The following is a 23,622-nucleotide window of genomic DNA, read 5'->3' on the forward strand; positions in this document are numbered from 1 at the left end:
CATCTTTTACGCTAAATATTTATTCAATATTATAGAGATACAGTCATACTTATACTCACAAGTCCGTTCCATAATTAAAATCCTTCAATGTAAATATAAAGATGATATAACGAGATTTTTAAAAAGAATAATATGCAATTTTACATATCACAAAAGCTTTGCATTCTATAGTTTTAGAAAATAAATTACTATATAATAATTATTAAATGAAAATTAAAAAAATTAAAGCACCTCTTACTATTTATTATTACACCACCTTACTTATTCATCATGATTCTCACTATATATAAAATTCATGAATAAAAGGAGAGATAAACATGAAAACACATGACTTCCTTACAGAAATCCAGAAAGGTTCTGAACCTAATCCATATCAAGATCCTATCGTATTTATTTTCCTTTGTTTTTTCTTAGCCGTATATACCTTTTTAAAACCTGCAAAATAATATCATCTAACAAAAAAGAGCCTCTAAATTATTTGAGGCTCTTCCTTATTAAATTCCTTTCCGCTTCTTCAATCGCTCTTTGCATTTGCAATAATGGATCTTTAATCATCTTCCCATGACCTGTCGCCAATATAGACGGCTTATACTCCAGCAATTTCTGAGCGCTTGTTAATGCAACTTCTGCATCCCAAGTACCAAACATAGGAAATGGAAAAAGCCACTTCAATTGCCCTGCAACCGCCACTCCTCCTCTCGTTTGAAATGCATCTCCAACAATTAGTACATCATTTCTCATGTCTAAAAACGCCATTGATCCTGGTGTATGGCCTGGAGCTGCAATCGCTACAAGAGAACCAATTTCATCTCCCTCTTGAAGAAGAATATCTGGAACCGTCTTTATCTTTTTTGACACACTCACTTTTACCTGCGTGCCTGGTTCCCCTAGTTGCAGTGACAAATCTCCTTCAAGTAAACGTGCATCTCTTTTAGAAATATAGACTGGAATATCCGGCAGTTCTTGTTTTATAGCATCAAGCGCTCCTACATGATCATCATGTGCATGTGTAATAACAATATTCGTAATCGGTTTCCCTATTTTTCGAGCCGAATCTAAAATCTTCTTTGCACAAAATGGTAAAGCTGCATCAATTAAAGTTAATCCTGTTTCTTCTTCGACAAAATAACAGTTAATCGGAAATAGACGCGGTAAAAATGCTATTTGATGAACTGTTCCTACTTTTATTACCTTCATCTCCTTTACCTCCATTAAAAAAAGCCGTTTACAAATACATATGTAAAACAGCCCTTTTCAAGAATCTATCAATAAAAAAACCAGTAGCCATAAGGCCACTGGTTCTCTTTCATCTATTAAACTGTGTAACGCTCATCTTCTAAAATTTTCGCAGCAATTTCACGTTTCTTCGGAATTACGTTAAGTGGTGTGTGGCGAGTTAGTTTGCGTAGTGATGATAACATCATGCGCAGCATGTCGCCGTTTTCAACTGCGATAAGTGTTTCTTTCGCGTCTGCTTCAATTTCGTTGAATGCTTCTTGGCAGAATACTTCAGTGTATAACACTTTTTGTTTATTCTTTTCAAGACCAGTTGTTTTAATTGCTTTTTCTGTACGAAGAACAGCAGATTCCATCGCATAAAGGTTGCTTACGATGTCAGCGATATTCACAAGAATTTCTTGCTCTTTATCTAATGCTTTACCGTATTTTTGAGCAGCTAACCCAGCTACCATTAAACCGATTTTCTTCGCGTTATTTACTAAATACTTTTGAAGTGCTAATGGCTCATCGCCTACTTCTTCTGGCATCATCATCATTAACTCTTCTTGTAATTTTTGTGCTTTTTGTAGTAATGGTAATTCACCTTTCATCGCTTTACGTAAGAACGTACCTGGTACGATTAGGCGGTTAATTTCGTTCGTACCTTCGAAAATACGGTTAATACGAGAATCGCGGTACATTCTTTCAATCTCGTACTCTGCCATAAATCCATAACCACCGTGAATTTGAACACCTTCATCTACTGTATAATCTAACACTTCAGAACCGAATACTTTATTTAAAGAGCACTCGATTGCATATTCAGCGATAGAAGCTGCTACTGCTTTACCGTCTTTTACTTCTTCTTCAGATAATGTGCTCATACGGCTTTCGAATAAACCTACTGTACGATATACAGAGCTTTCAGCTGCATATGTTTTCGCTGCCATATTCGCAAGTTTCTCTTGAATTAATGGGAAGCGAGCGATTGGTTGTTTGAACTGTTGACGTTGGTTTGCATATTGTGCTGAAATTTCTACTGCACGTTTCGCAGATCCAACTGTACCAACACCTAATTTATAACGGCCGATATTTAAAATGTTGAACGCGATAATATGACCTTTACCGATTTCACCAAGTAAGTTTTCTTTCGGTACTAATGCATCTTCTAAAATTAACGTACGAGTTGAAGAACATTTAATACCCATTTTCTTTTCTTCTGGGCTTGTAGATACGCCAGCATACTCTTTCTCTACGATAAATGCTGAGAAATGCTCGCCATCTATTTTTGCATATACAACAAATACATCAGCGAATGCAGAGTTTGTAATCCATTGTTTTTCACCATTTAATACATAATGTGTACCTTCTGCATTTAAACGTGCAGTTGTTTTTGCACCTAAAGCGTCAGATCCAGAACCTGGCTCAGTTAATGCATATGCAGCTAATTTTTCACCAGTTGCAAGTAGTGGTAAATATTTTTTCTTTTGCTCTTCGTTACCGAATAATACGATTGGTAAAGATCCGATACCAACGTGAGCACCGTGAGTAATTGCAAAGCCACCAGCGCGAGAGAATTTCTCTGCGATTAACGCTGAACTTACTTTATCAAGGCCAATTCCGCCGTACTCTTCTGGTACGTCAGCGCCTAATAAACCAAGTTCACCGGCTTCTTTTAAAAGGCGAACAGAACGATCAAATTCGTGTTGCTCTAAATATTCAAGCTCTGGAAGAACTTCATTTACGATAAAGTCCTCTGTCGTTTTTGCAATCATTTTATGCTCAGATGAAAAATCTTCTGGCGTAAACACTTGATCAATTGTAATCTCATCAACTAAAAAGCTACCGCCTTTAACCGCACTTCCTACTGTTTTTTCCATGAAAATTTCCTCCTTCATATTTTCATAAGCCGCTTCTCTCGCTTTGAAAGAAGCTGGCTCTCCCTTTTATTTTTTATAAGCCTTTGTTGCTTCCATTCTTTACTTTAGCGTCCTCTTGTTCTGAGCGAGCCGCTTCCACTTTTTTTATAATCTAGTTCCGGGGGCTAGAACAGTCGGCCGTTTCACTACTTCCTGTGAGGCAAAAAGCGCCTCTTCGTCAGGGCTTTCCAACGTCCTCTTGTTCTAAGCGAGCCACCTGCACTTTTTTATAGTAATTCAAACACTCCCGCTGCTCCCATTCCGCCACCGATACACATTGTTACGATACCGAATTGTTCGTTGCGGCGTTTCATTTCGTGAATAAGAGATAGTGTTAGTTTCGCTCCTGTACAGCCAAGTGGATGTCCAAGTGCGATTGCACCGCCGTTTACGTTTACTTTTTCTTCATCTAATCCAAGCTCACGAATAACTTGGATAGATTGAGAAGCAAATGCTTCATTTAGTTCGAATAAGCCGATATCGGATAGCTCTAAACCAGCTAGTTTTAACGCTTTCGGAATTGCAGCGATTGGGCCGATTCCCATTACTTCTGGTGGTACTCCAGCTACTGCAAATGAACGGAATTTCGCAAGTGGTTTCATGCCATCGCTCACTGCTTTTTCACGATCCATTAATAGTACAGATGCTGCGCCGTCACTCATTTGTGAAGAGTTACCAGCTGTTACAGAACCGCGAACGTTAAATGCTGGACGTAATTTACCTAAAATGTCTAGCGTCGTCTCTGCTCTTACACCTTCGTCTTGTGCGAAAATGATCGTTTCTTCTTGCAATTTGTTGTTTGATCCAACCGTACGTAACGTTACATCCACAGATACTGTTTCATCAGCAAAGTTCCCTGCAGCTAATGCTTTTGCTGCACGCTGATGACTTCTTACCGCAAATGCATCTTGCTCTTCACGAGAAATTCCATATTTCACAGCAACTTGCTCTGCTGTATGTCCCATACCCATATAATATTCTGGAGCCGCTTCTACAAGGCGACTATTTGGACGAACAACGTGTCCCATCATTGGAACTAAACTCATTGATTCCGCTCCGCCTGATAATACAGCTTCAGAGTGCCCAAGCATAATGCGCTCTGCTCCGTAAGCGATACTTTGTAAACCTGAAGAACAGTAACGATTAATTGTAATAGCTGGAACATCGTAAGAAAGTCCTGCTAGCCCGCCGATATTACGAGCCATATTTAAACCTTGCTCTGCTTCTGGCATCGCGCAACCGAAAATCAAATCGTCGATTGGTCCTTCATAATTCGCACGCTTTAACGTTTCCTTTACTACTAACGCCCCTAGATCGTCAGGACGAACTGTTTTTAATGAACCCCTCTTTGCTTTTCCAATTGGTGTTCTTGCTCCCGCAACAATGACAGCTTCTCTCATGAACGATATCTCCCCTCGTTATTAGTTACGTAATGGCTTCCCTTTTACAAGCATGTGCTGCATTCTTGCTTGTGATTTCATCTCACTTACTAAGCTAATAAATGCTTCACGTTCTACATCTAATAAATATTGCTCGTCAACTTCTGTTCCGTACGGTACTTTTCCGCCCGCAATGACATATGCAAGTTTCTTCGCAATGTGAAGATCATACTCAGAAATATAACCAGATAAATGCATTGCTTCTGCACCAAGTACAAGCGTTGCATAGCCTGTTTCGCCAACAACTGGTATCTTTTTACGAATCGGTGCTTTATAACCTGCTTCATATAAAGCAAGCGCTTTTTGTTTCGCATCATATAGTAAGTGATCACCATTCACACTAATACCGTCTTTATCGCCTAAGAAGTTGTTAGATACAGCTTCTTGTGCTGATGTAGAAACTTTCGCCATCGCTACAGATTCAAATACTTTATTCGCAACTTTTTGTAAGTCGAATTCTACACCATTTGCCATTTTGTTTAAGTGTTTAATGTATAGCTCTTTGTTACCGCCTCCGCCAGGGATTAAGCCAACACCTACTTCTACTAAGCCCATATATGTTTCGCTAGAAGCTTGAATGCTCGCTGCTGGTAAACAAACTTCTGTACCGCCGCCAAGCGTCATACCATATGGTGCTGCTACAACTGGCTTAGAAGAGTACTTAATTTTCGTCATTGCATCTTGGAAGTTTTTCACAACCCACTCAATTTCAAAGTAGTTGTCATCTTGTGCTTCCATTAAGATCATTGCAAGGTTCGCACCAACGCAGAAGTTCTTCGATTGGTTTCCGATAACAAGACCTTTATAATTCTTTTCTACTTCATCAACAGCGTAGTTAATCATTTGCGTAATATCCATACCGATTGCATTGCTCTTCGAATGGAATTCTAGGCAAAGGATGCCATCACCTAAATCAATTAAGCTCGCTCCGCTATTTTTCTTTAACACGCCGTTTTTCTCTTTTAATTGTTTAAGAGAAATTGCTTTTTTGTTACGCTCGATTAGCTTATATTCACCATTATCGTAATAGTAGCTATCGCCATTATCATACTTATAGAAAGTAGTAAAACCTTTCTCTAACATTTCTTTCACCCAATTAGGAACAACCGCACCGTTTTCTTCCATCTTTTGAACAGACTTTTCAACACCGATTGCATCCCAAATTTCAAATGGTCCTTGCTCCCAGCCGAAGCCCCATTTCATTGCTTGGTCAATTGCAACAATATCGTCAGCAATTTCTTTATGAAGTTTTGCAGAGTATAAAAGAGTTGGTGTGATAATATTCCATAACAACTCTCCTGCGCGATCTTTCGCGTATACAAGCGCTTTCAATTTATTCGCTAATCCTTTTTCTTGCTTACTTAACTCTACGGATGCAGCTTTTAATTTTTTACGCGCTTCGTATTCCATCGTTTCAGGATTTAATTCCAAAATTTCTTTTCCTTGTTTTAAGAAGAAGCCTTGACCAGTTTTACTTCCAAGCCACTTTTTATCAAGCATGTCATGCATGAAAGCTGGTACTTTAAATACGTCGCGCTCTTCTTCTTGTACATTTTCATATACGTTATTTGCAACGTGCACAAATGTATCTAAACCAACAACATCTAATGTACGGAACGTTGCGCTCTTCGGACGACCAATTAATGGACCTGTTACAGAGTCAACTTCTCCAACGCTATAGCCACGCTTAATCATTTCTTGAAGCGTTACAAGCAAGCCATACGTACCGATGCGGTTTCCGATAAAGTTTGGTGTGTCTTTTGCGATAACAACGCCTTTTCCAAGAACGTCTTCGCCAAATAATTTCATGAAGCTTAATACTTGTGGATCAGTTTCTTTCGTCGGTATTACCTCTAGAAGTTTTAAATATCGTGGTGGGTTAAAAAAGTGTGTACCTAAGAAGTGTTTCTGGAAGTCGTCTGAACGACCTTCTGCCATTTTTTCAACGGAAATGCCTGATGTATTTGAGCTCACAATTGAGCCTGATTTACGAACAGCATCTACTTTTTCAAATAGTTTTTTCTTTATATCTAAGTTTTCAACTACTACTTCAATAATCCAATCTGCATCAGCAAGACGCTCAAGATCATCTTCTAAGTTACCTGCTTCAATCAGCGCTAGATTACCTTTCACTGTCAGAGGAGCTGGTTTTTGCTTTACTAGTTTTTGTAGTGCAGTGTTACTAAAACGATTTCTCACACTTTTATGTTCTAATGTAAGTCCCTTCGCTTCTTCTTCTTTCGTAAGCGCCGGTGGTACAATATCAAGCAATAATGTCGGAATACCAATATTAGCTAAGTGTGCCGCAATTCCTGAACCCATTACGCCTGAACCTAGAACAGCAGCCTTTTTAATTTGGAACATCCAATTCTCCCCCTATTCTTGAATGAATGCTCATTCAATTTTTCGACATAAGTCGCAATCAATGAGTGAGCCTCTACTAATAAATATATGACAACGTTTGAATTTTCGCAATATATTTATTGATAAAATTTTCTGAAATAAATACTTTTCTTTCATTTGGCTATGCTATGTATGTGTATTTTCGTTACTCAAATACACTTTTCCTTTTTATAATCTGACGAAACTGGAGGAATATATATGGCAAAAATTAAGAAGAACCCTTCAAAAGCTGGAATTAGTGCAGCAAGCGTAACAGGAAACGCTGGTCCAATTGATCGTGGCGTTGAAAAAGGGCGTCAAGGTAATAACCAACAATATAAGAAGCATAATATGGGCGAAAAATAACGCTATATTTTTGGGCAGAGAACGTGGCATAATGATTAATGGCTGCTTTTTCTGCCCAATTTATTTGTACATACGGAAAACAAAAGAGGGAACGACGATGAAACGAACAATAATTATGATTGTAATGATTGCCACACTATTTACAGGGATGATTTTCTTCTCTTATGCACATAGGCAACAAGTTGTAAGAGCAGATCAACCTGATATTACTGGTCAATATGGGATTACAATCGATGCAGACACAGGGAAAATTTTGTATGGAAAACGTGAAGATGAACGCTCTTATCCGGCTAGTATAGCCAAAATGATGACGACCCTTCTCTTACTAGAGAATGTAAAAGAAGATGAAGAAATTACAATTACAGAACACGCGATTAAAACAGAAAGTCAAAGCGCAAAGATTAAGCTACGCGCGGGTGAAAAATTAAAACGTGATGAGGCATTAAAGCTTATGCTGATCATTAGTGCAGACCCAATCGCTGAATCAATTGCAGAACATATTGCAGGATCAAAAGAAGCGTTTGTGAAAATGATGAATGCTAGAGCGAAGGAACTTGGTACAAAACATGCAACTTTCAAAAACGCAAGCGGTGCTGATGCACTTGGAAATAAAGTATCACCTTATGACATTGCTATTATTACGAAAGAAGCATTAAAATATCCGATTGTTTTAGAATATATGAATTCAACACGCACAACACTGCATACTTCAGAGCGCTCTCCCAAAATTGCAAACTATGGACGAGAAGAACTACATGACGATCCATATGCGATTGGAAGTAAAAGCGGTTTATCTGCACTCGGAAAATATACAGTCGTAACTGTTGATGAAAAAGACGGTAAACGTGTTATTAACGTCGTATTATCTTCTACTCGTACACAGCTATATCCTGATACGAAGAAAATGGCACATTACGCATTTCAACAATTAAAATAACCAAGGAGAATTTTCTCCTTGGTTATTTTTTAATCATACCTTTTAAAACGAATGCAACGTTTGCTGGGCGCTCTGCTAGACGGCGCATGAAATAACCATACCAGTCGTTTCCATAAGGCACGTAAACACGCATTTTATAACCTTCTTTTACTAGCTCAAGTTGACGCTCTGTACGAATACCAAATAACATTTGGAATTCAAATTGATCCCTTGAAATATTGTGTTCTTCGGCAAGTTTTTTCGTATATTCAATAATCGCTTCGTCATGTGAAGCAATTGCAGTGTAATTTCCATTTAATAAGTGCATTTTAATAATTTTTTTATAATTGTCATCTACATCTTTCTTGTCCGGGAACGCTACTTCTTCAGGTTCTTTATAAGCCCCTTTTACAAGACGTAAATTCGGATTATAAGCATTTAAATCTTCAATATCTTTTTCTGTACGATATAAGTACGCTTGAATAACAGTACCGATATTATCGTATTCAGATTTTAATTGTTTAAAGATATCAATTGTTTTTCCGCAACGCGTATAGTCTTCCATATCAATTGTAACAAACACACCATTTTCTTTTGCAGCTTCTAAAATGCGGCGCATATTATTCATTACAATCTCATCAGAGATATCTAATCCCATAGAAGTCATTTTTAAAGAAAGCTGCGAATCAAGACCTTCTCTTCCAATTGCACGAATCGCTTCAATCGATTGGGTAGCCATTTCATTTGCTTCGGCTTCATTATCAACGAATTCACCTAAATAATCGATTGTTACACAAAGACCTTGCTTGTTTAATTGTTGAATTGCCGCTGTCGCTAATTCAATCGTCTCCCCTGCGACGAAGCGACCTGCACCAAAGCGCAAACCGTACTTTTTAGCCAGTTTTGTTAGCGCTTTATTTTTTGACAAGAAAAGAAACGAATTTCGCATTAATTGTTCCATGTAATTCACCCCTATGACTGTACTTTATCTGTTTTTTACCCCTCTTCAAAATTATATCATTCTTTAAAATTATTTGATACAAATAATTATTTAGATAATTTATAAAATACTATAAAAATATTTAAAACCCTATATTCTCGCTTGTAAATATGAAGGAAATATTTTTCGACATTTAGAAAAAACAGGTTTACTAGGCAAAAAATAAGCATACTGAAAATATTCGACATGCTTATAAAACCCTTTATATTCCATGTAAGTTATATAAGGATATTAATAAAGAAAACTTGAGGTAACATTACCTCAAGCTTTCTCACTTCTCATTTCGCTTCTCATCATTTAACTTTTTAATATTCGTAATTAACTGTACCATCTCTTCTTTCGCTTCTGGATACGTCTCATTCCAATGCTTCACTAAAGCTGGCATCGTCTTAGCGATGTAAGAATAAAGTGCCCATTTTTGCACCTGCTCTTTTCGTTCTTCATTACTTTCTCCTAGCAATAGCTCTGTATACTTTTCTAAAAGTCCATCAAATTGCTCATTAAACTTCTCACTCATCTCATTTCCTCCTATATGTAACACTATAAAAAAAGCAGCGAAGATCGCTGCTTTTTCTTATAATTTTGATCGAACAGAGTTTAACTTCTTCTCCATCGTGCTTACTTTATCACGACGATCATCGATACGAATTGTTGTCGCAACGCGCTGTGCACCTTTCGTATACGGTACTTCATGCATTTGTTGAATTACTTCTAATAAAACAGGAAGATCTCCTTCAATTACTGTATTCATCGGTGTTAATTGATACTTCACGCGATCAGCATTTTTCTCTAACACTTTTTGTACTTCTGCAACATATTCACTAACACTTGGATTACCTGTTCCTACTGGAATAATCGATACGTCAACAATTGCCATCGTAGTCTTCCTCCTATAATTGCTTCTTATATATCCATTGTCTATTTTACCGAAATCCTCATCATTTTACTAATTTGTTATTCCTCTACTTTAAACTGCTCAACTAATCTTTCTAAGTCTCTCATATTCTCTGTCAAACTTTCCATCGTATGAGCTACTTTTTCTAAATGATTCACTTGCGATTCAGTTGCAGCATTTACCTCTTCAGAAACAGCTGCACTTTCTTGACTCGTACCAGCAATTGTTTGCATTACCTCTGTAATTTCTCCCTGCTCGTCACCTATATTATTTACCTCTTCTACAATTTTTTCAACTGAGGTACTAATCGTATTTACAACTGACATAATCGTGCGGAATTCCGTTTCTGCCTCTGTCGTCACTTGATTTTGTATATCCGCAATATCTTTCAATTTACTTACGACTTCTACAACTCGTTTTACTTCTAATTGTACATCACCAATCATCGATGCAATCTCTCCGGTTGCCTCTTTTGATTGTTCAGCTAATTTTCGAACCTCTTCCGCAACAACAGCAAAGCCCTTACCTTGCTCACCTGCACGTGCCGCTTCAATCGAAGCATTTAGAGCAAGTAAATTCGTTTGATCCGAAATACCTTTTATAAGCTCTACAACATTTTGAATCGATCCGACTCTTTGCTCTAATTTACCGGATGCTTCCTCTGTATGAACAACAATCGAAGATGATTCTCCTTTTGTACGAACTAAATTCCGCATCGTATTTAATCCTTGCTTAGATGCCTCTTCTGCTTTGCCAGCCACTCCTTTTATTTCACCAACGGAGCTATTCATTTGTTCCACTGACTGCGCCATATTCTCAAGCTGCGCTGAAACTTCATCTACACTATTAGCAAGAGTAGATGCTCCCCCGCTCACATCATCCATTGCACCTGAAACCTCTCTACTAGCTGCTACCGTTTCATTCGTTAAATAATGTAAGTTATTCGTTGATTGTTGCACTGTCGATACACTATTTTTAATTTTACTTACCATTTCATTCATTTGCTCCACCATATGATTAAAGTGAGTCGTAAGCGTACCAACCTCATCTTTACTTGTCACTTTCATTTGCAGTGTTAAATCACCTTCCGCTACTTTATGAACGTGATTCGTTAACAATTGTAACGGTCTTGCTAATCTTCTTGAGAATAAATATGAAGCTAATATTCCAATCAATAAACTTATACATGCCATTATAATAACTGTATTTCTTGTTTCTACGAGTAAGTTATCAATTGACTCTTTCGGATATACAATCCCAATTTTCCATTTCATCTTATCAAATAACTGACTATAGGCTACTACATCTTTCCCTACTTTTTCTGGATACACAATGGCAATATTTTTATCATTTACAATAAACATTTCTCCGCCATTATTATATTGAATATTATGGAGTAGCTTTTGAATCGTACCTAATGATACATCCATTGCTACAACCCCTAACACAGAACCATCTTGTCCGACAATGGCTTTTGAAACTCCAATACTTAACTTACCTGTCGCGATTTCATATTGTGGTTGTCCCCAAATAATCGATTTTGTATCTGCTTCTGATGTTTTATACCAAGGACGACTTGTTGGATCATATCCTTCAGGTACTTTTCCTCCGTCAGCAAGATTTGCGCTTAACGTTTTTTTATCTTTCGTCCCAATATATACATCTAAAATATCAGGATGATTCTTTTTAAATCTTGAAAATTCTTTTAAAATAAAACTCTCCTCTTCTGGAGTAACCCCATCTTATAACATGTTTTGAATATCATCATGACTTCCATAATGGCCCATATCTTCTTCAATCCGCTGCATAAATGCAGTTAACTGCTCTGTTACAAGATCCATCGTATTTTGAGAATACTGATCAAGGGAACGAGTCTCCTTCTCTTTCTGTAACTGATACACAGCTGTACCTAATATTACAAACATCATAGAAATAAGCACCGAAAATACTACCGCAATTTTTAAACGTAAACTTCTTAACATCTTCCCCCAAGCATCCCCTTCTCGATGAAATTTAATCATATTAATCACTATATTAAGTATAATAGATAAATAAGAAAGCTCAATCTATATAGTTTAAAAATTTGAAATTTGTTCTCATTCCAATCAGCTTAGTTATTATCGTAGTACTTGTGTAAAAACAAATAGTTCATTATCCTTAACATATAATCTCATTCGTTCGGAGGGAACTATGTTACAAAAATTCGGTTTCTCACAATATGAAAGCCAAGCTTATGAAGTTGTCGTATCAAGCAATGAACCATTAGATGCAACAACCATTGTTAAACATTCAGGTGTTCCAAAAGCAAAAATATATGAAGTGTTAGCACGCCTAATTGATAAAGGGATGGTAATGGATTCTGTTTCAGAAAAGAAAAAATTGTATACAGCATTACCACTCAAGCTAGCAATTGAAAAGTTAACGACAGAATTCCAATCTAATATTAAAGAACTTGAAAATAATATTTCTAAAAAATCATTTACAGATGACCGTGTTTGGAGTTTAAAAATGCAGTCTTCTATTAAAGTACAAAGTAGGCAACTTGTAGAGGATGCGAAAGAGTCCATACGCATCTCCGCATGGAATGATACCCTTTTAGAATATCTTCCTTTACTAGAACAAAAGGCAAAACAAGGTGTCCAGATCGAGGCCCTCATAGTTGGAAAAGTAGAAACAGACTTAGAAAACATGCATTTTCTAATCCCAACTGAAGAGCCTAACGCATTAGAGCGCTACTTACTGCTCATCGTTGACGGTCGCGAAATTTTATTTGCTGGTGTAGAACAAGAATCATGGCAAGCGATGAAAACAATGTCGCAGCCTTTCGTGAAATTTTTTACGGAATTCTTCTATCATGACGTTGCACTTGCGAAGATTACAGAGAAGCACCATGATCTCTTTATGGAAGATGAGGAAATTAAGAGTTTATTGATGAAGTTGAGGTACTAGCAAGGGGAGAGCTAACAGTAACTACATAGTTAGCAGAACAACAATTAACAGGTCTCGAATTTGATTTATACTTACTTCAATATATAAAAAAGGAGTCTAGTTATTCACCTAGACTCCTTTTCATTTTGCTCTTTTATCTCCATCAACAGCTCAATGATTTTCTCATTTTGCTCAACTTGTTTCTCAGAATTTTGATAGATGAAACGAACCCATCTAAATAAAAAAATTACAAGAAAGAATGGTACAACAGTAAATAGAAAGCCAATTATCGAAAAGTTTGAATCCATATATCATCACCTCGTTACCTACATCCTTCTTCATCCTTCTACTAAATCCTTTAATTTTTTTAAACAAAAAAGAACCTATCAAACGATAGATTCTTCTTTCCCAAACTGAGTAGAACGCCCTCTCGTAATAGAGAAAATCGCACAAAGCAGTGCCAATATTATAAAACCGCCGCCTACCCACGCATTATTTATAACAGATGATTTCTCAATAACAACTCCGCCTACTGTTGAACCGAGCGCAATACCTAAGTGAAGTGCGGAGTTATTTAAGCCTTGCTGGATACCAGCTGATTCCGGTGCAATTTCAATTAAATAATTTTGCTGTGCGGGTGAAATCGCCCAGCTCAGCATACTCCAAATTCCCATCATAATAATAAATAGTGGGAATGAGAATGTCATCATCGGCAACATGAATATTGCACAGGCAAATACGATAATGACGGAAATAATACTTTTCTTCGATCCCCATTTATCAGCAAGCCATCCACCGAAGCCACCGCCGATTACTGCTGCGATTCCGAAAATAAAGTAAAACACACTAATCCAGTTTGCTTCAACATGCATGACATCTTTTAAGAAAGGTGTTAAATATGCATATAGTGTTAAATGCCCCGTTAAAAATAAAAATGATGTTAACTGTGCACTTACAATTTTTTTATCTTTTAAAGTAGCGATTTGTTCTTTTATTGATAATACTGATGTCGCTGGTACTTTCGTTAAGAACAACGAAATACAAGCAATTGCCATAACAGTTAATATCAAAATTAACACAAATGGTGCACGCCATCCGTATGCATTTCCGAGTACAAGACCGAGCGGTACTCCAAGTACGAGCGAGCCACTAATCCCCATGAAAATGATTCCAATTGCACGCGCACGAAAATGCGGTTCTACTACACTAGATGCAAGTGTTACCGACAGTGCAATAATAAGCGAACCACCAGCTGCACAAATGACCCTTGAGAACATTAACATTCCGTAATTCACACTACATGCTGAAATGATATTTCCAATTAAGAAAATCGATAATGCCCCAATGTATAATGTTTTTCTTTCAAACTTCCCTGTTAATGCTAATAAAACTGGACCTGACAAAGCAAATACTACCGAATATACGGTTATAAGCTGACCAGCTGCGCTAATAGATACCCCTAAATCATTGGCAACTAAATCGAGCGTTCCTCCTATAATTAGCTCAACCGTTCCGACTACGAAAGCCGCAATAGCTAAAATATATACACGAAAATTCAAGTCTTTCCCCACGCTTTCTTTTAGGTTACTACCGCTATAGTAACCTAAAAGAAAAGTGGACGCAAGTATAATTTTTTCACAATAAAAAGGCAGGCGTATTATACGCCTGCCTTCCAATCATTAAACTCCACTTTCTTTCTTCTTATTTAAATACCAATACACCGGCAGTCCAGTAAAGACAATTCCAATTGATAAGAAACAGCTTACCGGATCATTAATAATCGCACTACCAATTACAAAGAGCGAACCTAAAATCGCAACGATCGGTACAATTGGGAATAGCGGTACACTATATGCACGCTCTTTATCCTTGTTACGTTTTCGTAAAATGAATACACCAATAAATGTCATTACATAGAAAATATAAATAATAAATACGGAAATCTCAGATAGCTTATTCGGATCACTAATAATCATTAAAATAATTCCTAAAATGATTTCAGCAGTAATCGCATTTGCTGGTGTTTTGAATCTCGGATTTTCTTTTGCAATAAACTTAGAAAATGGAAGTTGTCCACGCTCTGCCATCGACATCGGAATACGTGGGAACGTTAAAATCTTTCCATTTAAACAACCGAAAATAGAAACGATAATACCGATACTAATAATTTTTCCGCCATATTCTCCAAGCAACATGCCCGCAGCTGTCGCTGTTGCATTTTCTCCAAGGTCTACAATTTTCGCTGCTGGTAATACATTTAATAACGCTAAGTTAATTAACACGTAAGCAGCCGTTACAATTAAAATCCCAACTGTCATTGCTTTCGGTAATAACTTTGTTGGATTCTTCATTTCTCCGCCAATAGAAGCAAGTAAAATCCAGCCATCATAAGCAAATAAAGTTGCTAAAATTGCCATCCCAATACTTTGAGTTTCTGATATCGGTACAACTACGTTGAAGATATCACTATTCCCTTTCCAAAAACCTAACACAACAATTAATACAATCGGAATCATCTTCCCAATTGTCGTGATTGTTTGAACGATACCTCCGTATTTTGTTCCCATACTATTTACAACGCCTAGGAACACAACTGTTCCAATTGCGATTGGTAAATTCCATACTTTATCTAAATAGAAAAAATTAATCATTAAAGAACTAAAGTACAAACCTAATGTTCCAATAATAGCTGGTCCATAAACAATCGTTTGCATCCAACCTGATAAATAACCCCAAAAGCTTCCGTAAATCTCCTCTAAATACGTATACAACCCACCATTTTTCGGAATTTGTGCTCCAATTTCGGCTACTGTTAAACCACTTGCTAACGTCAACAAACCACCAATTACCCAAGCAAGAATAGCCATATTAGAACTCCCTGAGTAATCTAATACGCTCCCTGGTTTCATAAACACACCAGACCCAATAATAGTTCCTACTACGATAGAAAGTGCTACTGTTAAACCAATTTTATTTTTCTCATCATGATGCATGCTGCGTATCCTCCTTCCAATTCTAGTGTGATGCAAAAATGAAATAAAAAAACACTCCTCCCTAAAAAAGGGACGAGTGTTATATTCGTGGTTCCACCCTTGTTTCAATTCGTAAAGTTACACACTTCACCAATTTCTCAAGTCTAAATAACGGTTTTTGCCGGCAAGCAATTACTAGGTATCCGTTCACTGCTGCAGTTCAGAGGTGGTAATCAATTTCCCCGTATTAGGAAGCTCACAGCCAAAGGCTTCCCTCTCTGAGAATCGTAAAAAACTGATCATGTCCTCATCATCACTTCTTGATGTCGAATTTTGTAGTTATTGTTCATTATATTGAATTGTTAGAAAAAATCAATATATATTTTATATAACATAAGAAATATTTCTCTCCTTATATTATAACAGAAGATACTACATTTCTCTAATCTGCTCTTCCGTGAACGACATGAGATTATATCGGCGATTTTCAAAATATATCGATTTTCCAACAAAAAAATGACAACGATAGCAACCTACATAATAAGAGGAGGCTGTTCCAAAGACAGCCCCCTCGCATATGTACCTTTCGGTTGCCCACACGAAAGATACAACATAGTTCAATTATTTATCTTCGTTTTTCATAAAAAACTTATGATGTGGCAGATCAACATTCAATGCCGCTAGTTGTTTCTTTTCATTTTCTAGAATCGCTTTCGCTTTTGCTTTTGTTGCTTCATCTAAGTTCGCAAAGATGTCTTCATGCTTCTCTTTCTCAGGAAGTTTCACACCTAATTTTGTTAATTCCTCTTTCGCTTGCTCACGAGTTAATTTCCCGGATTTTTCTTGCTCTAAAATTGACTTCGCTTTTGCTTTTGTCGCCTCATCTAATCCTGCAAACATATCCTTGTGATTACCCTTTTCTGGGGATTTCACACCTAGTTTTGTCAATTCCTCTTTTGCCTGTTCACGAGTTAGTTTCCCGGATTTTTCTTGTTCTAAAATTGACTTCGCTTTTGCTTTTGTTGCTTCATCTAATCCTGCAAACATGTCCTTGTGATTACCCTTTTCTGGGGATTTCACACCTAGCTTTGTCAATTCCTCTTTTGCCTGTTCACGAGTTAGTTTCCCGGATTTTTCTTGCTCTAAAATTGACTTCGCTTTTGCTTTTGTCGCTTCATCTAATCCCGCAAACATGTCCTTGTGCTTATCCTTCTCTGGGAATTTCACACCTAGTCCCTCTAATTGTTTCTTTGTATCATCCATAATTGTTTTCACTTTTTGTTTCGTTGCCTCATCTAAATTCTTCTTCGCAGTCCCTTTTGTAACTTGCTCAGCTGCTGGGGTATTAGTTGCCGCAAACGCCGGTACACCAACTCCTCCTATAATTCCAAATGATAGAGCACCTGCAATTGCTAAATACCCAACTGTTTTCTTCTTCATAGGAAATTTCCTCCTTCATATTTCTAAAGCATGTACACTTTCGTATACAATGCCAATAGTAATGTTGATTTCTTAAAATTTCCTTAACGAGTTAAATAAAATGGAACTTTAATCAGTGGGGGTTTTGTTCATCCCCCACTGATTATTAGCCCACACCAATCGGGCATTTACGAAAAAAAAACACCGCTCATCACGAGCGGCGTTTTTCTAAGCTTTTTGTAATTGTAATTCTTCACGTTCCATTACTTTTCTTAATACAATTGTTTGTGTCATTGTAAATAAGTTACCTGTAATCCAATACAACACAAGTCCTGACGGTGCCGCAAATCCCATAAATAAAATCATTGCCGGCATCATAATTTGCTGTATTTTCAGCATTTGTACTTGCTCTCCAGGCGTTATATTAGATTGAAACACCTTCATCTGGATAAATGTTGTGAACGCTGCAACAATCGGTAATATATGATATGGATCTGCATGTCCTAAGTTCACCCATAAAAACGAAGATGTACGAATCTCTTCAGTTCGGCTAATCGCATAATACAAAGCAGAGAAAATTGGCATTTGTATAAAGATTGGCCAGCACCCAGCTAACGGATTCCAACCGCCTGATTTCATTAGTTCTGACATTTCTTTTTGATACTGCTTTTGTTTTTCAAGATCTTTACTCACATCACCGTGTTTCTTTTTCAGCTTCTGTAATTCAGGTTGCATCTTTTTCATTTTCATTTGACTGCGATATTGCGAAACAGCTAATGGAATCATTGCTGAACGAACAACAAGTGTAATGACAATGATAGCAATCCCGAAACTTCCACCAGGTATATGATGAGCAACAAATTGAATCATAAACGAGATTGGATATACAAAATAATGGTTCCAAATCCCCGTACTATGTGAATCAATTGTGCCTGCATTACTGCAGCCAGATAAAACAAAAACAAGTAATAATGATAAACTAATGAGCGCAGCTCGGTATGATTTTAACATGTTCATTCCTCCAATGTTTCGTAATTAATTAGCGAAACATTGGTGTATACGGACCTACCTCGTCACTCTCTCCACTCGATTCTTGTCTGCGAACAGAACGAATCATTCCATATTTATAAAAAATAGAAAATAGCGGTACATTTCCTATACCCTCTTCACATGTATCAACTAGTTTAAAAGCTCTCTGTCTACCACTCGATGCTTGCTGGCGTACGAAACGAGAAACGTTAGCAAGAAAAAAGACTTCTAATAAACAAAGCGCTGTCGTTACAAACGATATATAGAGAATTGCATCCTGCAATAAAAATTCCATCGCTTCACATCCTTAATAAAGTCATTTTAGCACATTCAACAAACATTCTCTATTTCCTTTTATTTTCAAAAAAGAATTTTGCATATTTTCTCAAAAAAACTATGCTAGAAAATCAATGTATTCGCTTTCTTTAGTATATTCACACACATCTTTGAATAGGTTTAATTTATTAGAAATTTATAAAATTTTTGCATTATAATAAAACTATTGCCAGTTTTTGAAAAAAGCTTTATTCTCTTCTTGTAATCAAAAATGAATATGGAGATGAAACATACTATGGGTCAACTAGGAGACGCCGATTACGTTCCCGACACCGCCTTTTTATCCTTCCCAGCAGCTAAAACATTTCACCTAGAATTTATAATACAGTTGATTGTTATTTTTATAGCTTCTATTTTGTATGCAATTTCTATGAATATGTTTTTTATCCCGCATAATATGATTAGCGGTGGATTCGCTGGCGTAGGGATGATTATCGGTTATTTAATGCACTACAATATCGGTGCACTTATCTTTTTACTAAACATTCCTCTTCTTATTTTAAGTTACTTTTACTTAGGGAAGAAGACAACCTTTTTAACAGCATACTTTGTAGCTATATCATCTTTAGCGATGAATATTATCCCGGTACATCAAGTTTCAGACGATATTTTATTATCTTCTGTATTCGGTGGTGTCATCTGCGGCGCGTCCTCAGGAATTATATTCCGATTTGCTTCTTCAACAGGTGGTTTTGATGTTGTTGGATTGATTGTAGCGAAACATCGCGATGTTTCAATTGGAGCAATCATCTTTGGATTCAACTTAATTTTACTTGTAGCAGCAGGATTCATTTTCGGATGGGATATTACACTTTATACGTTAATTAGCCGGTTTGTAGTCAGCAAAGTAATTGATGCTGTGCATACGAAACATATTAAATTAACGATAATGACAGTTACAGAAAAAGGCGAGGAAATAAAAAGCGCACTACTACATCGCGGCATACGTGGCGTAACAATGGTAGATGCTGTCGGCGGCTATACAAACCATAAGAAAAAAATGATTTACACTGTCGTAACTCGCTACGAGTTAGGCGAAATGAAACGTATCATTCGCCAAGTAGACAATCGAGCATTTATGAATATTACTGAAACCGTTGAAATTGTTGGACGTTTCAAACGTATATAAAAAGGCGCAAGGAACTACAATTCCTTGCGCTTTTTATTTTTTACACTTGTTACAAAATCAGATAATTCTATTATTATGCGCTCAAATATGTTATAATACAAAAAAGCACGTATAGACTTTGGGAGTTTCTCTTTAGAAACGCGAAGCCAGGTATACACAAATCAACATAGTTACTCTTCAATATCCTTTTAACAATTCAATTCACTTCAATATACTATACCTACCTTGTTAACTTCCAAATCATCTTATTACATAGGGAGATGAACATATGAATCAATATATACGATATACAATAGCTATCTTGTTTGCCATCATCGGCGGCGTAATCTGCTTCTGGACAAACACTCAGCTTGGAGAGAATATCATCTTTAATGGAATCGAAACACTTGTAAGCGCTTCAATTTTAGGTGGATACATTTTCTTCCTCTTCAATCCAGAAGAAAATGCTCAAAAAACAATGTTATTAACAATGATCGGAATCGTTGGCGGATGTATTTCCTACTCAATGACAAACTATACATTACCACTTCAATTAAGCTCAGCTTTCTTCCACGGTCTTTGGACTTGGTTTATTGCATTCTGCCTAGCAGACGTATTCAACCTACTACAAGATCACGAAGAAGAAAATGGTCAACAAATTGAAAGTAACTCGTAAGCTGGAAGATATTCTTCCAGCTTTTTTAGATTGGTTTGCATACCCCACTTAGTATTTACCGAAATATATCAACGATTTTTTCATTATATCGATGCTTAACTCCTATCTATATACCCCCGCTTGGAATTCGAAACGAAACATGTGCCCCGCCTCGCACCTTGCTATTTTCTACCTGTATTTTACCGCCATGCTTCTCAACAATTGTCTTGGCAATATATAACCCAAGTCCAAAGTGCTCCTTACTTCCTGAGCGTGACTGATCTCCCTGATAAAAACGTTGCAATACTTTTTTCAAATCTCCTTCTTGGAAACCAGGTCCTGAATCATATACATGAAAATTTATTGTGTCATGCCAAGCACATACTTTAACGAGCATCTTCCCTGACACCGGCGTAAACCGAACTGAATTCATTACGATATTATCCATTACTTGACTGATCCGCTCTTGGTCCAATACTAAACTCTGTATATCCTCATTATTTTCAAAGGTAACATCCCACTCAATCTCTTTTTTCCTAGCTATACATTCATATTCTTCTAGTTTTTTTAGAAAGAATGGATTTATATGCACTTTATTTAAACGTAATTGAAACGAGAAACTTTCTAACTCATTTACTGTTTGAAACTCCTCAAGAAGTTTTGTCATTCTGTTTGTGTTTCGTTCAATCGTTTGTAAATACCGATGCAACAAGTCTTCGTTTTTCCATAAGCCACTTTGCAAGCCTTCTGTATGACCTTGCACAATCGTTAGCGGCGTTTTCAAATCGTGAGAAATTGCTCTAATGTATTCTCTTCTTTCTTCTTCTAACTCCCACTGCCGTGACAAACTAGTAGCTAATGCTGCACGCATATCTTCAAATGAACCGACTAATTCACCAATCTCATTTTGTGCGTTGTATTCTAAATGAAAATCTAGATCCTGCTCTTGAATTCTTTTTGAAGCCTCTGATAATTCAGCAAGTGGTTTCTTTATTCTTTTCCCCATTCGGTTTGAAACGATGTAGGATAAAATTGTAATGTATATAAAGGGTGAGGCTAAAAATAAGATTACCAACAAGAAATCAACCGACGAGGCGGTTGACAGCGCCAAATGATAATTAAGCCCTATTGCTCCCTGTAGCTCTCCATCCTTATCCACTAAAGGCAGATATGTCGTAACTTCATTATCATCATCTTCCTCATGAATATTCGTATTAATAACACTCAAAATCGGTCTCTCATTTGTTATCAATTTTGTTTTATATGTACCATAAGAAATATCTCCTTGCCTATTAACAATTTGATATTGAATGCCCTCTCTAGGGACAACTTTCTCTAATTCATTTCGCTCTTTCTCATTTAACAATAGCGTGCCTTTATCTTTTACGTATTCTTTTATCATAGGAATTTTCTGCTCATAATAATTTGCAGGAAATACTTTCCCACTCTTCGTTAGCCAATACCAACCACTAGCCGCCGTTAAAACTGTCAGTATTAAACTACCAATTAAAACTATTAAAAAACCAATTACTAGCTGTTGTTTAATTCGTAGCCTTTGCATCAATTCTGTACACTCCACTTATATCCGATTCCCCATACAGTTTGAATATATGTATACTCTCTGTCATATACACCAAGCTTTGTTCTAATTTTCTTGATATGCTCAACTACAGTAGAAACATCACTTTCACTATCATATCCCCAAATCTTTTCAAACAGCTGCTCTTTCGTCAAAACTTGGCCGGTATGAAGTGCTAACATTTTCACGACTTCATACTCCTTTTTTGTAAAGTGAATTTTTTCTTTGCCTAATATTATTTCATAACTCGGCAAATCTATTACTAAATCGCCATAACGCAGAAAATTCTTTTGCCCCATCATTTTCAATTCTGTCGTACGGCGTAAATTGGCAACAATTCTCGCTTTCAACTCTTTTAAACTAAACGGCTTATTAATATAATCGTCTCCACCAATCAATAAACCTTCTATACGAGACTGCTCACTACTATCTGCACTTAAAAATAATATAGGGCATGTATAGAACTCTCTCATCTTCTCGCACACTTTAAATCCATTCATATCCGGCAACATAACATCTAAAATAATGAGATCCACGCTACTATCCAATTTTTCCAAAGCCTCTTCACCACTTAATGCACTTCTTACTTCATACCCTTCCATGACAAGACTATCTTTAATAAATGTAAGAATATCCGGTTCATCATCTACAAGTAATACTTTGCCCGCCACGGTAATTCCCTCCTAATTAAATACATCTTTTTTACGCCAGTTAAACATAGCTGCTATTGCACATCCTCCTAAAATTGTACCATTTATTAGGTAAAATGTTACTTTCCCCTCACTTAATATTCTTAGAATTGATTCGCTTCCAATTACAAAATAACTTATTTCTTCATTCACATACAAAACAGCTACTAGTAAACCAACTATCACAAAATACGTAATAATAGCGTTTTGAAACCAAAGACTTACAAAGCTACTCAACATTAATAAAGCACTTGCGATAAACCATAATATTAAATAATATTTTAGAGTATATAAAATAGAGGCACCTGTCCCATAAATGACTTGTTTATCCAAAAAGAATGTCTCCTCTGCATGCCTTATAAAAAATGTTCCATATACATAACTCTCTATAAATGCTATTAACAAAAACAAACTTACGATACTCATTTGAGTAATCCATTTTGCCAATAATAATTCCCATCTACTTACCGGACGGATCATGATAAGACGATATGCGCCAGATGAAATTTCACTATTAAAGCTATCAATAAATAAAATCGGAAAAATTAATAAGAATAGAGTAAAATACCATTCTCTTGTAACTGCGACAGGAAAGTTCAAATTACTTAAGATTGCTTCCGTCCCTTTTGTATCGTAAATAGCAACTCCAAAAGTATGAACCCATACACTGTGCAAAATAAGTAGCAGGCCAAAAATAACAATTAATACTTTCGTCTTCTTCCTATCAAAAATCCGTTCAAATTCACTTATAAGTATTTGTCCCATTCTTCAC

22 protein-coding genes, 1 pseudogene and 1 other annotated feature are annotated in these 23,622 nt (G+C 36.6%); of the genes and pseudogenes, 6 read left to right on the forward strand and 17 right to left on the reverse strand.

Annotation, left to right across the window (positions count from 1 at the left end; all coding sequences use genetic code 11):
* Positions 1–317 precede the first annotated feature (317 nt).
* Positions 318–446 carry a hypothetical protein gene (locus MR109_RS30025; protein ID WP_255300129.1) on the forward strand — a complete coding sequence of 43 codons (129 nt, stop codon included), beginning with the start codon at positions 318–320 and terminating at the stop codon, positions 444–446.
* Between the two features lie 28 nt (positions 447–474).
* Here MR109_RS30025 and MR109_RS05540 read toward each other — a convergent pair whose 3' ends face one another.
* The 4 genes from MR109_RS05540 to MR109_RS05555 form a co-directional block, all read right to left on the reverse strand.
* A complete protein-coding gene (locus MR109_RS05540; protein WP_242271257.1) occupies positions 475–1,197 on the reverse strand; it encodes an MBL fold metallo-hydrolase in 723 nt (240 codons plus the stop codon).
* Between the two features lie 116 nt (positions 1,198–1,313).
* The gene (locus tag MR109_RS05545; RefSeq protein WP_002174076.1) at positions 1,314–3,098 is read right to left on the reverse strand and encodes an acyl-CoA dehydrogenase family protein; all 1,785 of its coding nucleotides are present in this window, start codon (positions 3,096–3,098) and stop codon (positions 1,314–1,316) included.
* Positions 3,099–3,364: 266 nt separating this feature from the next.
* On the reverse strand, positions 3,365–4,537 hold the full coding sequence (locus MR109_RS05550) for an acetyl-CoA C-acetyltransferase (RefSeq protein WP_001206342.1): 1,173 nt from the start codon (positions 4,535–4,537) through the stop codon (positions 3,365–3,367).
* A 21-nt stretch (positions 4,538–4,558) separates the two neighbouring features.
* Positions 4,559–6,940: a 3-hydroxyacyl-CoA dehydrogenase/enoyl-CoA hydratase family protein gene (locus tag MR109_RS05555; protein WP_242271258.1), complete on the reverse strand. Its 2,382-nt coding sequence runs from the start codon at positions 6,938–6,940 to the stop codon at positions 4,559–4,561.
* A 237-nt stretch (positions 6,941–7,177) separates the two neighbouring features.
* Here MR109_RS05555 and MR109_RS05560 point away from each other — a divergent pair, with 237 nt between their 5' ends.
* Both MR109_RS05560 and MR109_RS05565 read left to right on the forward strand, forming a co-directional pair.
* The gene (locus MR109_RS05560) at positions 7,178–7,324 is read left to right on the forward strand and encodes a YuzL family protein (RefSeq protein WP_071718381.1); all 147 of its coding nucleotides are present in this window, start codon (positions 7,178–7,180) and stop codon (positions 7,322–7,324) included.
* Positions 7,325–7,421: 97 nt separating this feature from the next.
* Positions 7,422–8,261, forward strand: a complete 840-nt coding sequence (locus MR109_RS05565; protein WP_242271259.1) for a D-alanyl-D-alanine carboxypeptidase family protein — start codon at positions 7,422–7,424, stop codon at positions 8,259–8,261.
* A 22-nt stretch (positions 8,262–8,283) separates the two neighbouring features.
* On the opposite strand, the gene MR109_RS05570 is transcribed toward MR109_RS05565, so the two are convergent.
* The 4 genes and pseudogenes from MR109_RS05570 to MR109_RS05585 form a co-directional block, all read right to left on the reverse strand.
* Positions 8,284–9,201: a proline dehydrogenase family protein gene (locus MR109_RS05570; protein WP_002174080.1), complete on the reverse strand. Its 918-nt coding sequence runs from the start codon at positions 9,199–9,201 to the stop codon at positions 8,284–8,286.
* A 310-nt stretch (positions 9,202–9,511) separates the two neighbouring features.
* Entirely contained in the window at positions 9,512–9,757 is a 246-nt protein-coding gene (locus tag MR109_RS05575; RefSeq protein WP_242271260.1) for a YusU family protein, read from the reverse strand.
* A 57-nt stretch (positions 9,758–9,814) separates the two neighbouring features.
* On the reverse strand, positions 9,815–10,117 hold the full coding sequence (locus MR109_RS05580; RefSeq protein WP_002174081.1) for an MTH1187 family thiamine-binding protein: 303 nt from the start codon (positions 10,115–10,117) through the stop codon (positions 9,815–9,817).
* Between the two features lie 77 nt (positions 10,118–10,194).
* Positions 10,195–12,117, reverse strand: a pseudogene (locus tag MR109_RS05585) (methyl-accepting chemotaxis protein).
* A gap of 208 nt (positions 12,118–12,325) precedes the next feature.
* Here MR109_RS05585 and MR109_RS05590 point away from each other — a divergent pair.
* On the forward strand, positions 12,326–13,084 hold the full coding sequence (locus MR109_RS05590; RefSeq protein ID WP_071718385.1) for a TrmB family transcriptional regulator: 759 nt from the start codon (positions 12,326–12,328) through the stop codon (positions 13,082–13,084).
* A 104-nt stretch (positions 13,085–13,188) separates the two neighbouring features.
* Here MR109_RS05590 and MR109_RS05595 read toward each other — a convergent pair whose 3' ends face one another.
* The 6 genes from MR109_RS05595 to MR109_RS05620 form a co-directional block, all read right to left on the reverse strand.
* Positions 13,189–13,371 carry a hypothetical protein gene (locus MR109_RS05595; protein ID WP_048375398.1) on the reverse strand — a complete coding sequence of 61 codons (183 nt, stop codon included), beginning with the start codon at positions 13,369–13,371 and terminating at the stop codon, positions 13,189–13,191.
* A 78-nt stretch (positions 13,372–13,449) separates the two neighbouring features.
* Positions 13,450–14,634: an MFS transporter gene (locus MR109_RS05600; protein ID WP_242271663.1), complete on the reverse strand. Its 1,185-nt coding sequence runs from the start codon at positions 14,632–14,634 to the stop codon at positions 13,450–13,452.
* 108 nt (positions 14,635–14,742) lie between these two features.
* Positions 14,743–16,056 carry an APC family permease gene (locus MR109_RS05605; RefSeq protein ID WP_242271261.1) on the reverse strand — a complete coding sequence of 438 codons (1,314 nt, stop codon included), beginning with the start codon at positions 16,054–16,056 and terminating at the stop codon, positions 14,743–14,745.
* Between the two features lie 65 nt (positions 16,057–16,121).
* Positions 16,122–16,358: a binding site (T-box leader), on the reverse strand.
* A 298-nt stretch (positions 16,359–16,656) separates the two neighbouring features.
* Positions 16,657–17,475, reverse strand: a complete 819-nt coding sequence (locus tag MR109_RS05610) for a hypothetical protein (protein ID WP_242271262.1) — start codon at positions 17,473–17,475, stop codon at positions 16,657–16,659.
* A 207-nt stretch (positions 17,476–17,682) separates the two neighbouring features.
* Complete coding sequence (locus MR109_RS05615) at positions 17,683–18,465, reverse strand: membrane protein insertase YidC (protein WP_098474205.1); 783 nt, start codon at positions 18,463–18,465, stop codon at positions 17,683–17,685.
* Positions 18,466–18,493: 28 nt separating this feature from the next.
* Positions 18,494–18,778, reverse strand: coding sequence for a hypothetical protein (locus tag MR109_RS05620; protein ID WP_025148284.1), 285 nt, complete (start codon positions 18,776–18,778; stop codon positions 18,494–18,496).
* Between the two features lie 276 nt (positions 18,779–19,054).
* Between MR109_RS05620 and MR109_RS05625 the strand changes: the two genes are divergently transcribed.
* Positions 19,055–19,948: a YitT family protein gene (locus MR109_RS05625; protein ID WP_048375405.1), complete on the forward strand. Its 894-nt coding sequence runs from the start codon at positions 19,055–19,057 to the stop codon at positions 19,946–19,948.
* A 268-nt stretch (positions 19,949–20,216) separates the two neighbouring features.
* The gene (locus MR109_RS05630) at positions 20,217–20,603 is read left to right on the forward strand and encodes a DUF3938 domain-containing protein (RefSeq protein ID WP_002174092.1); all 387 of its coding nucleotides are present in this window, start codon (positions 20,217–20,219) and stop codon (positions 20,601–20,603) included.
* Positions 20,604–20,709: 106 nt separating this feature from the next.
* On the opposite strand, the gene MR109_RS05635 is transcribed toward MR109_RS05630, so the two are convergent.
* From MR109_RS05635 to MR109_RS05645, 3 genes are read right to left on the reverse strand one after another with little or no spacing between them, the layout of a single operon-like run.
* Positions 20,710–22,143, reverse strand: a complete 1,434-nt coding sequence (locus MR109_RS05635; RefSeq protein ID WP_242271668.1) for a sensor histidine kinase — start codon at positions 22,141–22,143, stop codon at positions 20,710–20,712.
* Complete coding sequence (locus MR109_RS05640; protein ID WP_242271263.1) at positions 22,143–22,832, reverse strand: response regulator transcription factor; 690 nt, start codon at positions 22,830–22,832, stop codon at positions 22,143–22,145. Before MR109_RS05640 ends, MR109_RS05635 begins: the two co-directional genes overlap by 1 nt.
* A gap of 12 nt (positions 22,833–22,844) precedes the next feature.
* Complete coding sequence (locus MR109_RS05645; protein ID WP_242271264.1) at positions 22,845–23,615, reverse strand: ABC transporter permease; 771 nt, start codon at positions 23,613–23,615, stop codon at positions 22,845–22,847.
* Positions 23,616–23,622: the final 7 nt, after the last annotated feature.

The sequence above is a fragment of the Bacillus cereus group sp. BfR-BA-01310 genome (assembly GCF_022664325.1).
Classification (GTDB): Bacteria; Bacillota; Bacilli; order Bacillales; family Bacillaceae_G; genus Bacillus_A; species Bacillus_A paramycoides.

Excerpts from the sequence above, each read along its gene's own strand:
- MR109_RS05615 (WP_098474205.1), bottom strand. The coding sequence starts at position 18,465 with ATGTTAAAATCATACCGAGCTGCGCTCATTAGTTTATCATTATTACTT.
- MR109_RS05590 (WP_071718385.1), top strand. The coding sequence starts at position 12,326 with ATGTTACAAAAATTCGGTTTCTCACAATATGAAAGCCAAGCTTATGAA.
- MR109_RS30025 (WP_255300129.1), top strand. The coding sequence starts at position 318 with ATGAAAACACATGACTTCCTTACAGAAATCCAGAAAGGTTCTGAACCT.
- MR109_RS05570 (WP_002174080.1), bottom strand. The coding sequence starts at position 9,201 with ATGGAACAATTAATGCGAAATTCGTTTCTTTTCTTGTCAAAAAATAAA.
- MR109_RS05580 (WP_002174081.1), bottom strand. The coding sequence starts at position 10,117 with ATGGCAATTGTTGACGTATCGATTATTCCAGTAGGAACAGGTAATCCA.
- MR109_RS05620 (WP_025148284.1), bottom strand. The coding sequence starts at position 18,778 with ATGGAATTTTTATTGCAGGATGCAATTCTCTATATATCGTTTGTAACG.
- MR109_RS05540 (WP_242271257.1), bottom strand. The coding sequence starts at position 1,197 with ATGAAGGTAATAAAAGTAGGAACAGTTCATCAAATAGCATTTTTACCG.
- MR109_RS05630 (WP_002174092.1), top strand. The coding sequence starts at position 20,217 with ATGAATCAATATATACGATATACAATAGCTATCTTGTTTGCCATCATC.
- MR109_RS05625 (WP_048375405.1), top strand. The coding sequence starts at position 19,055 with ATGGGTCAACTAGGAGACGCCGATTACGTTCCCGACACCGCCTTTTTA.
- MR109_RS05635 (WP_242271668.1), bottom strand. The coding sequence starts at position 22,143 with ATGCAAAGGCTACGAATTAAACAACAGCTAGTAATTGGTTTTTTAATA.
- MR109_RS05645 (WP_242271264.1), bottom strand. The coding sequence starts at position 23,615 with ATGGGACAAATACTTATAAGTGAATTTGAACGGATTTTTGATAGGAAG.
- MR109_RS05560 (WP_071718381.1), top strand. The coding sequence starts at position 7,178 with ATGGCAAAAATTAAGAAGAACCCTTCAAAAGCTGGAATTAGTGCAGCA.
- MR109_RS05550 (WP_001206342.1), bottom strand. The coding sequence starts at position 4,537 with ATGAGAGAAGCTGTCATTGTTGCGGGAGCAAGAACACCAATTGGAAAA.
- MR109_RS05595 (WP_048375398.1), bottom strand. The coding sequence starts at position 13,371 with ATGGATTCAAACTTTTCGATAATTGGCTTTCTATTTACTGTTGTACCA.
- MR109_RS05575 (WP_242271260.1), bottom strand. The coding sequence starts at position 9,757 with ATGAGTGAGAAGTTTAATGAGCAATTTGATGGACTTTTAGAAAAGTAT.
- MR109_RS05545 (WP_002174076.1), bottom strand. The coding sequence starts at position 3,098 with ATGGAAAAAACAGTAGGAAGTGCGGTTAAAGGCGGTAGCTTTTTAGTT.
- MR109_RS05555 (WP_242271258.1), bottom strand. The coding sequence starts at position 6,940 with ATGTTCCAAATTAAAAAGGCTGCTGTTCTAGGTTCAGGCGTAATGGGT.
- MR109_RS05565 (WP_242271259.1), top strand. The coding sequence starts at position 7,422 with ATGAAACGAACAATAATTATGATTGTAATGATTGCCACACTATTTACA.
- MR109_RS05610 (WP_242271262.1), bottom strand. The coding sequence starts at position 17,475 with ATGAAGAAGAAAACAGTTGGGTATTTAGCAATTGCAGGTGCTCTATCA.
- MR109_RS05605 (WP_242271261.1), bottom strand. The coding sequence starts at position 16,056 with ATGCATCATGATGAGAAAAATAAAATTGGTTTAACAGTAGCACTTTCT.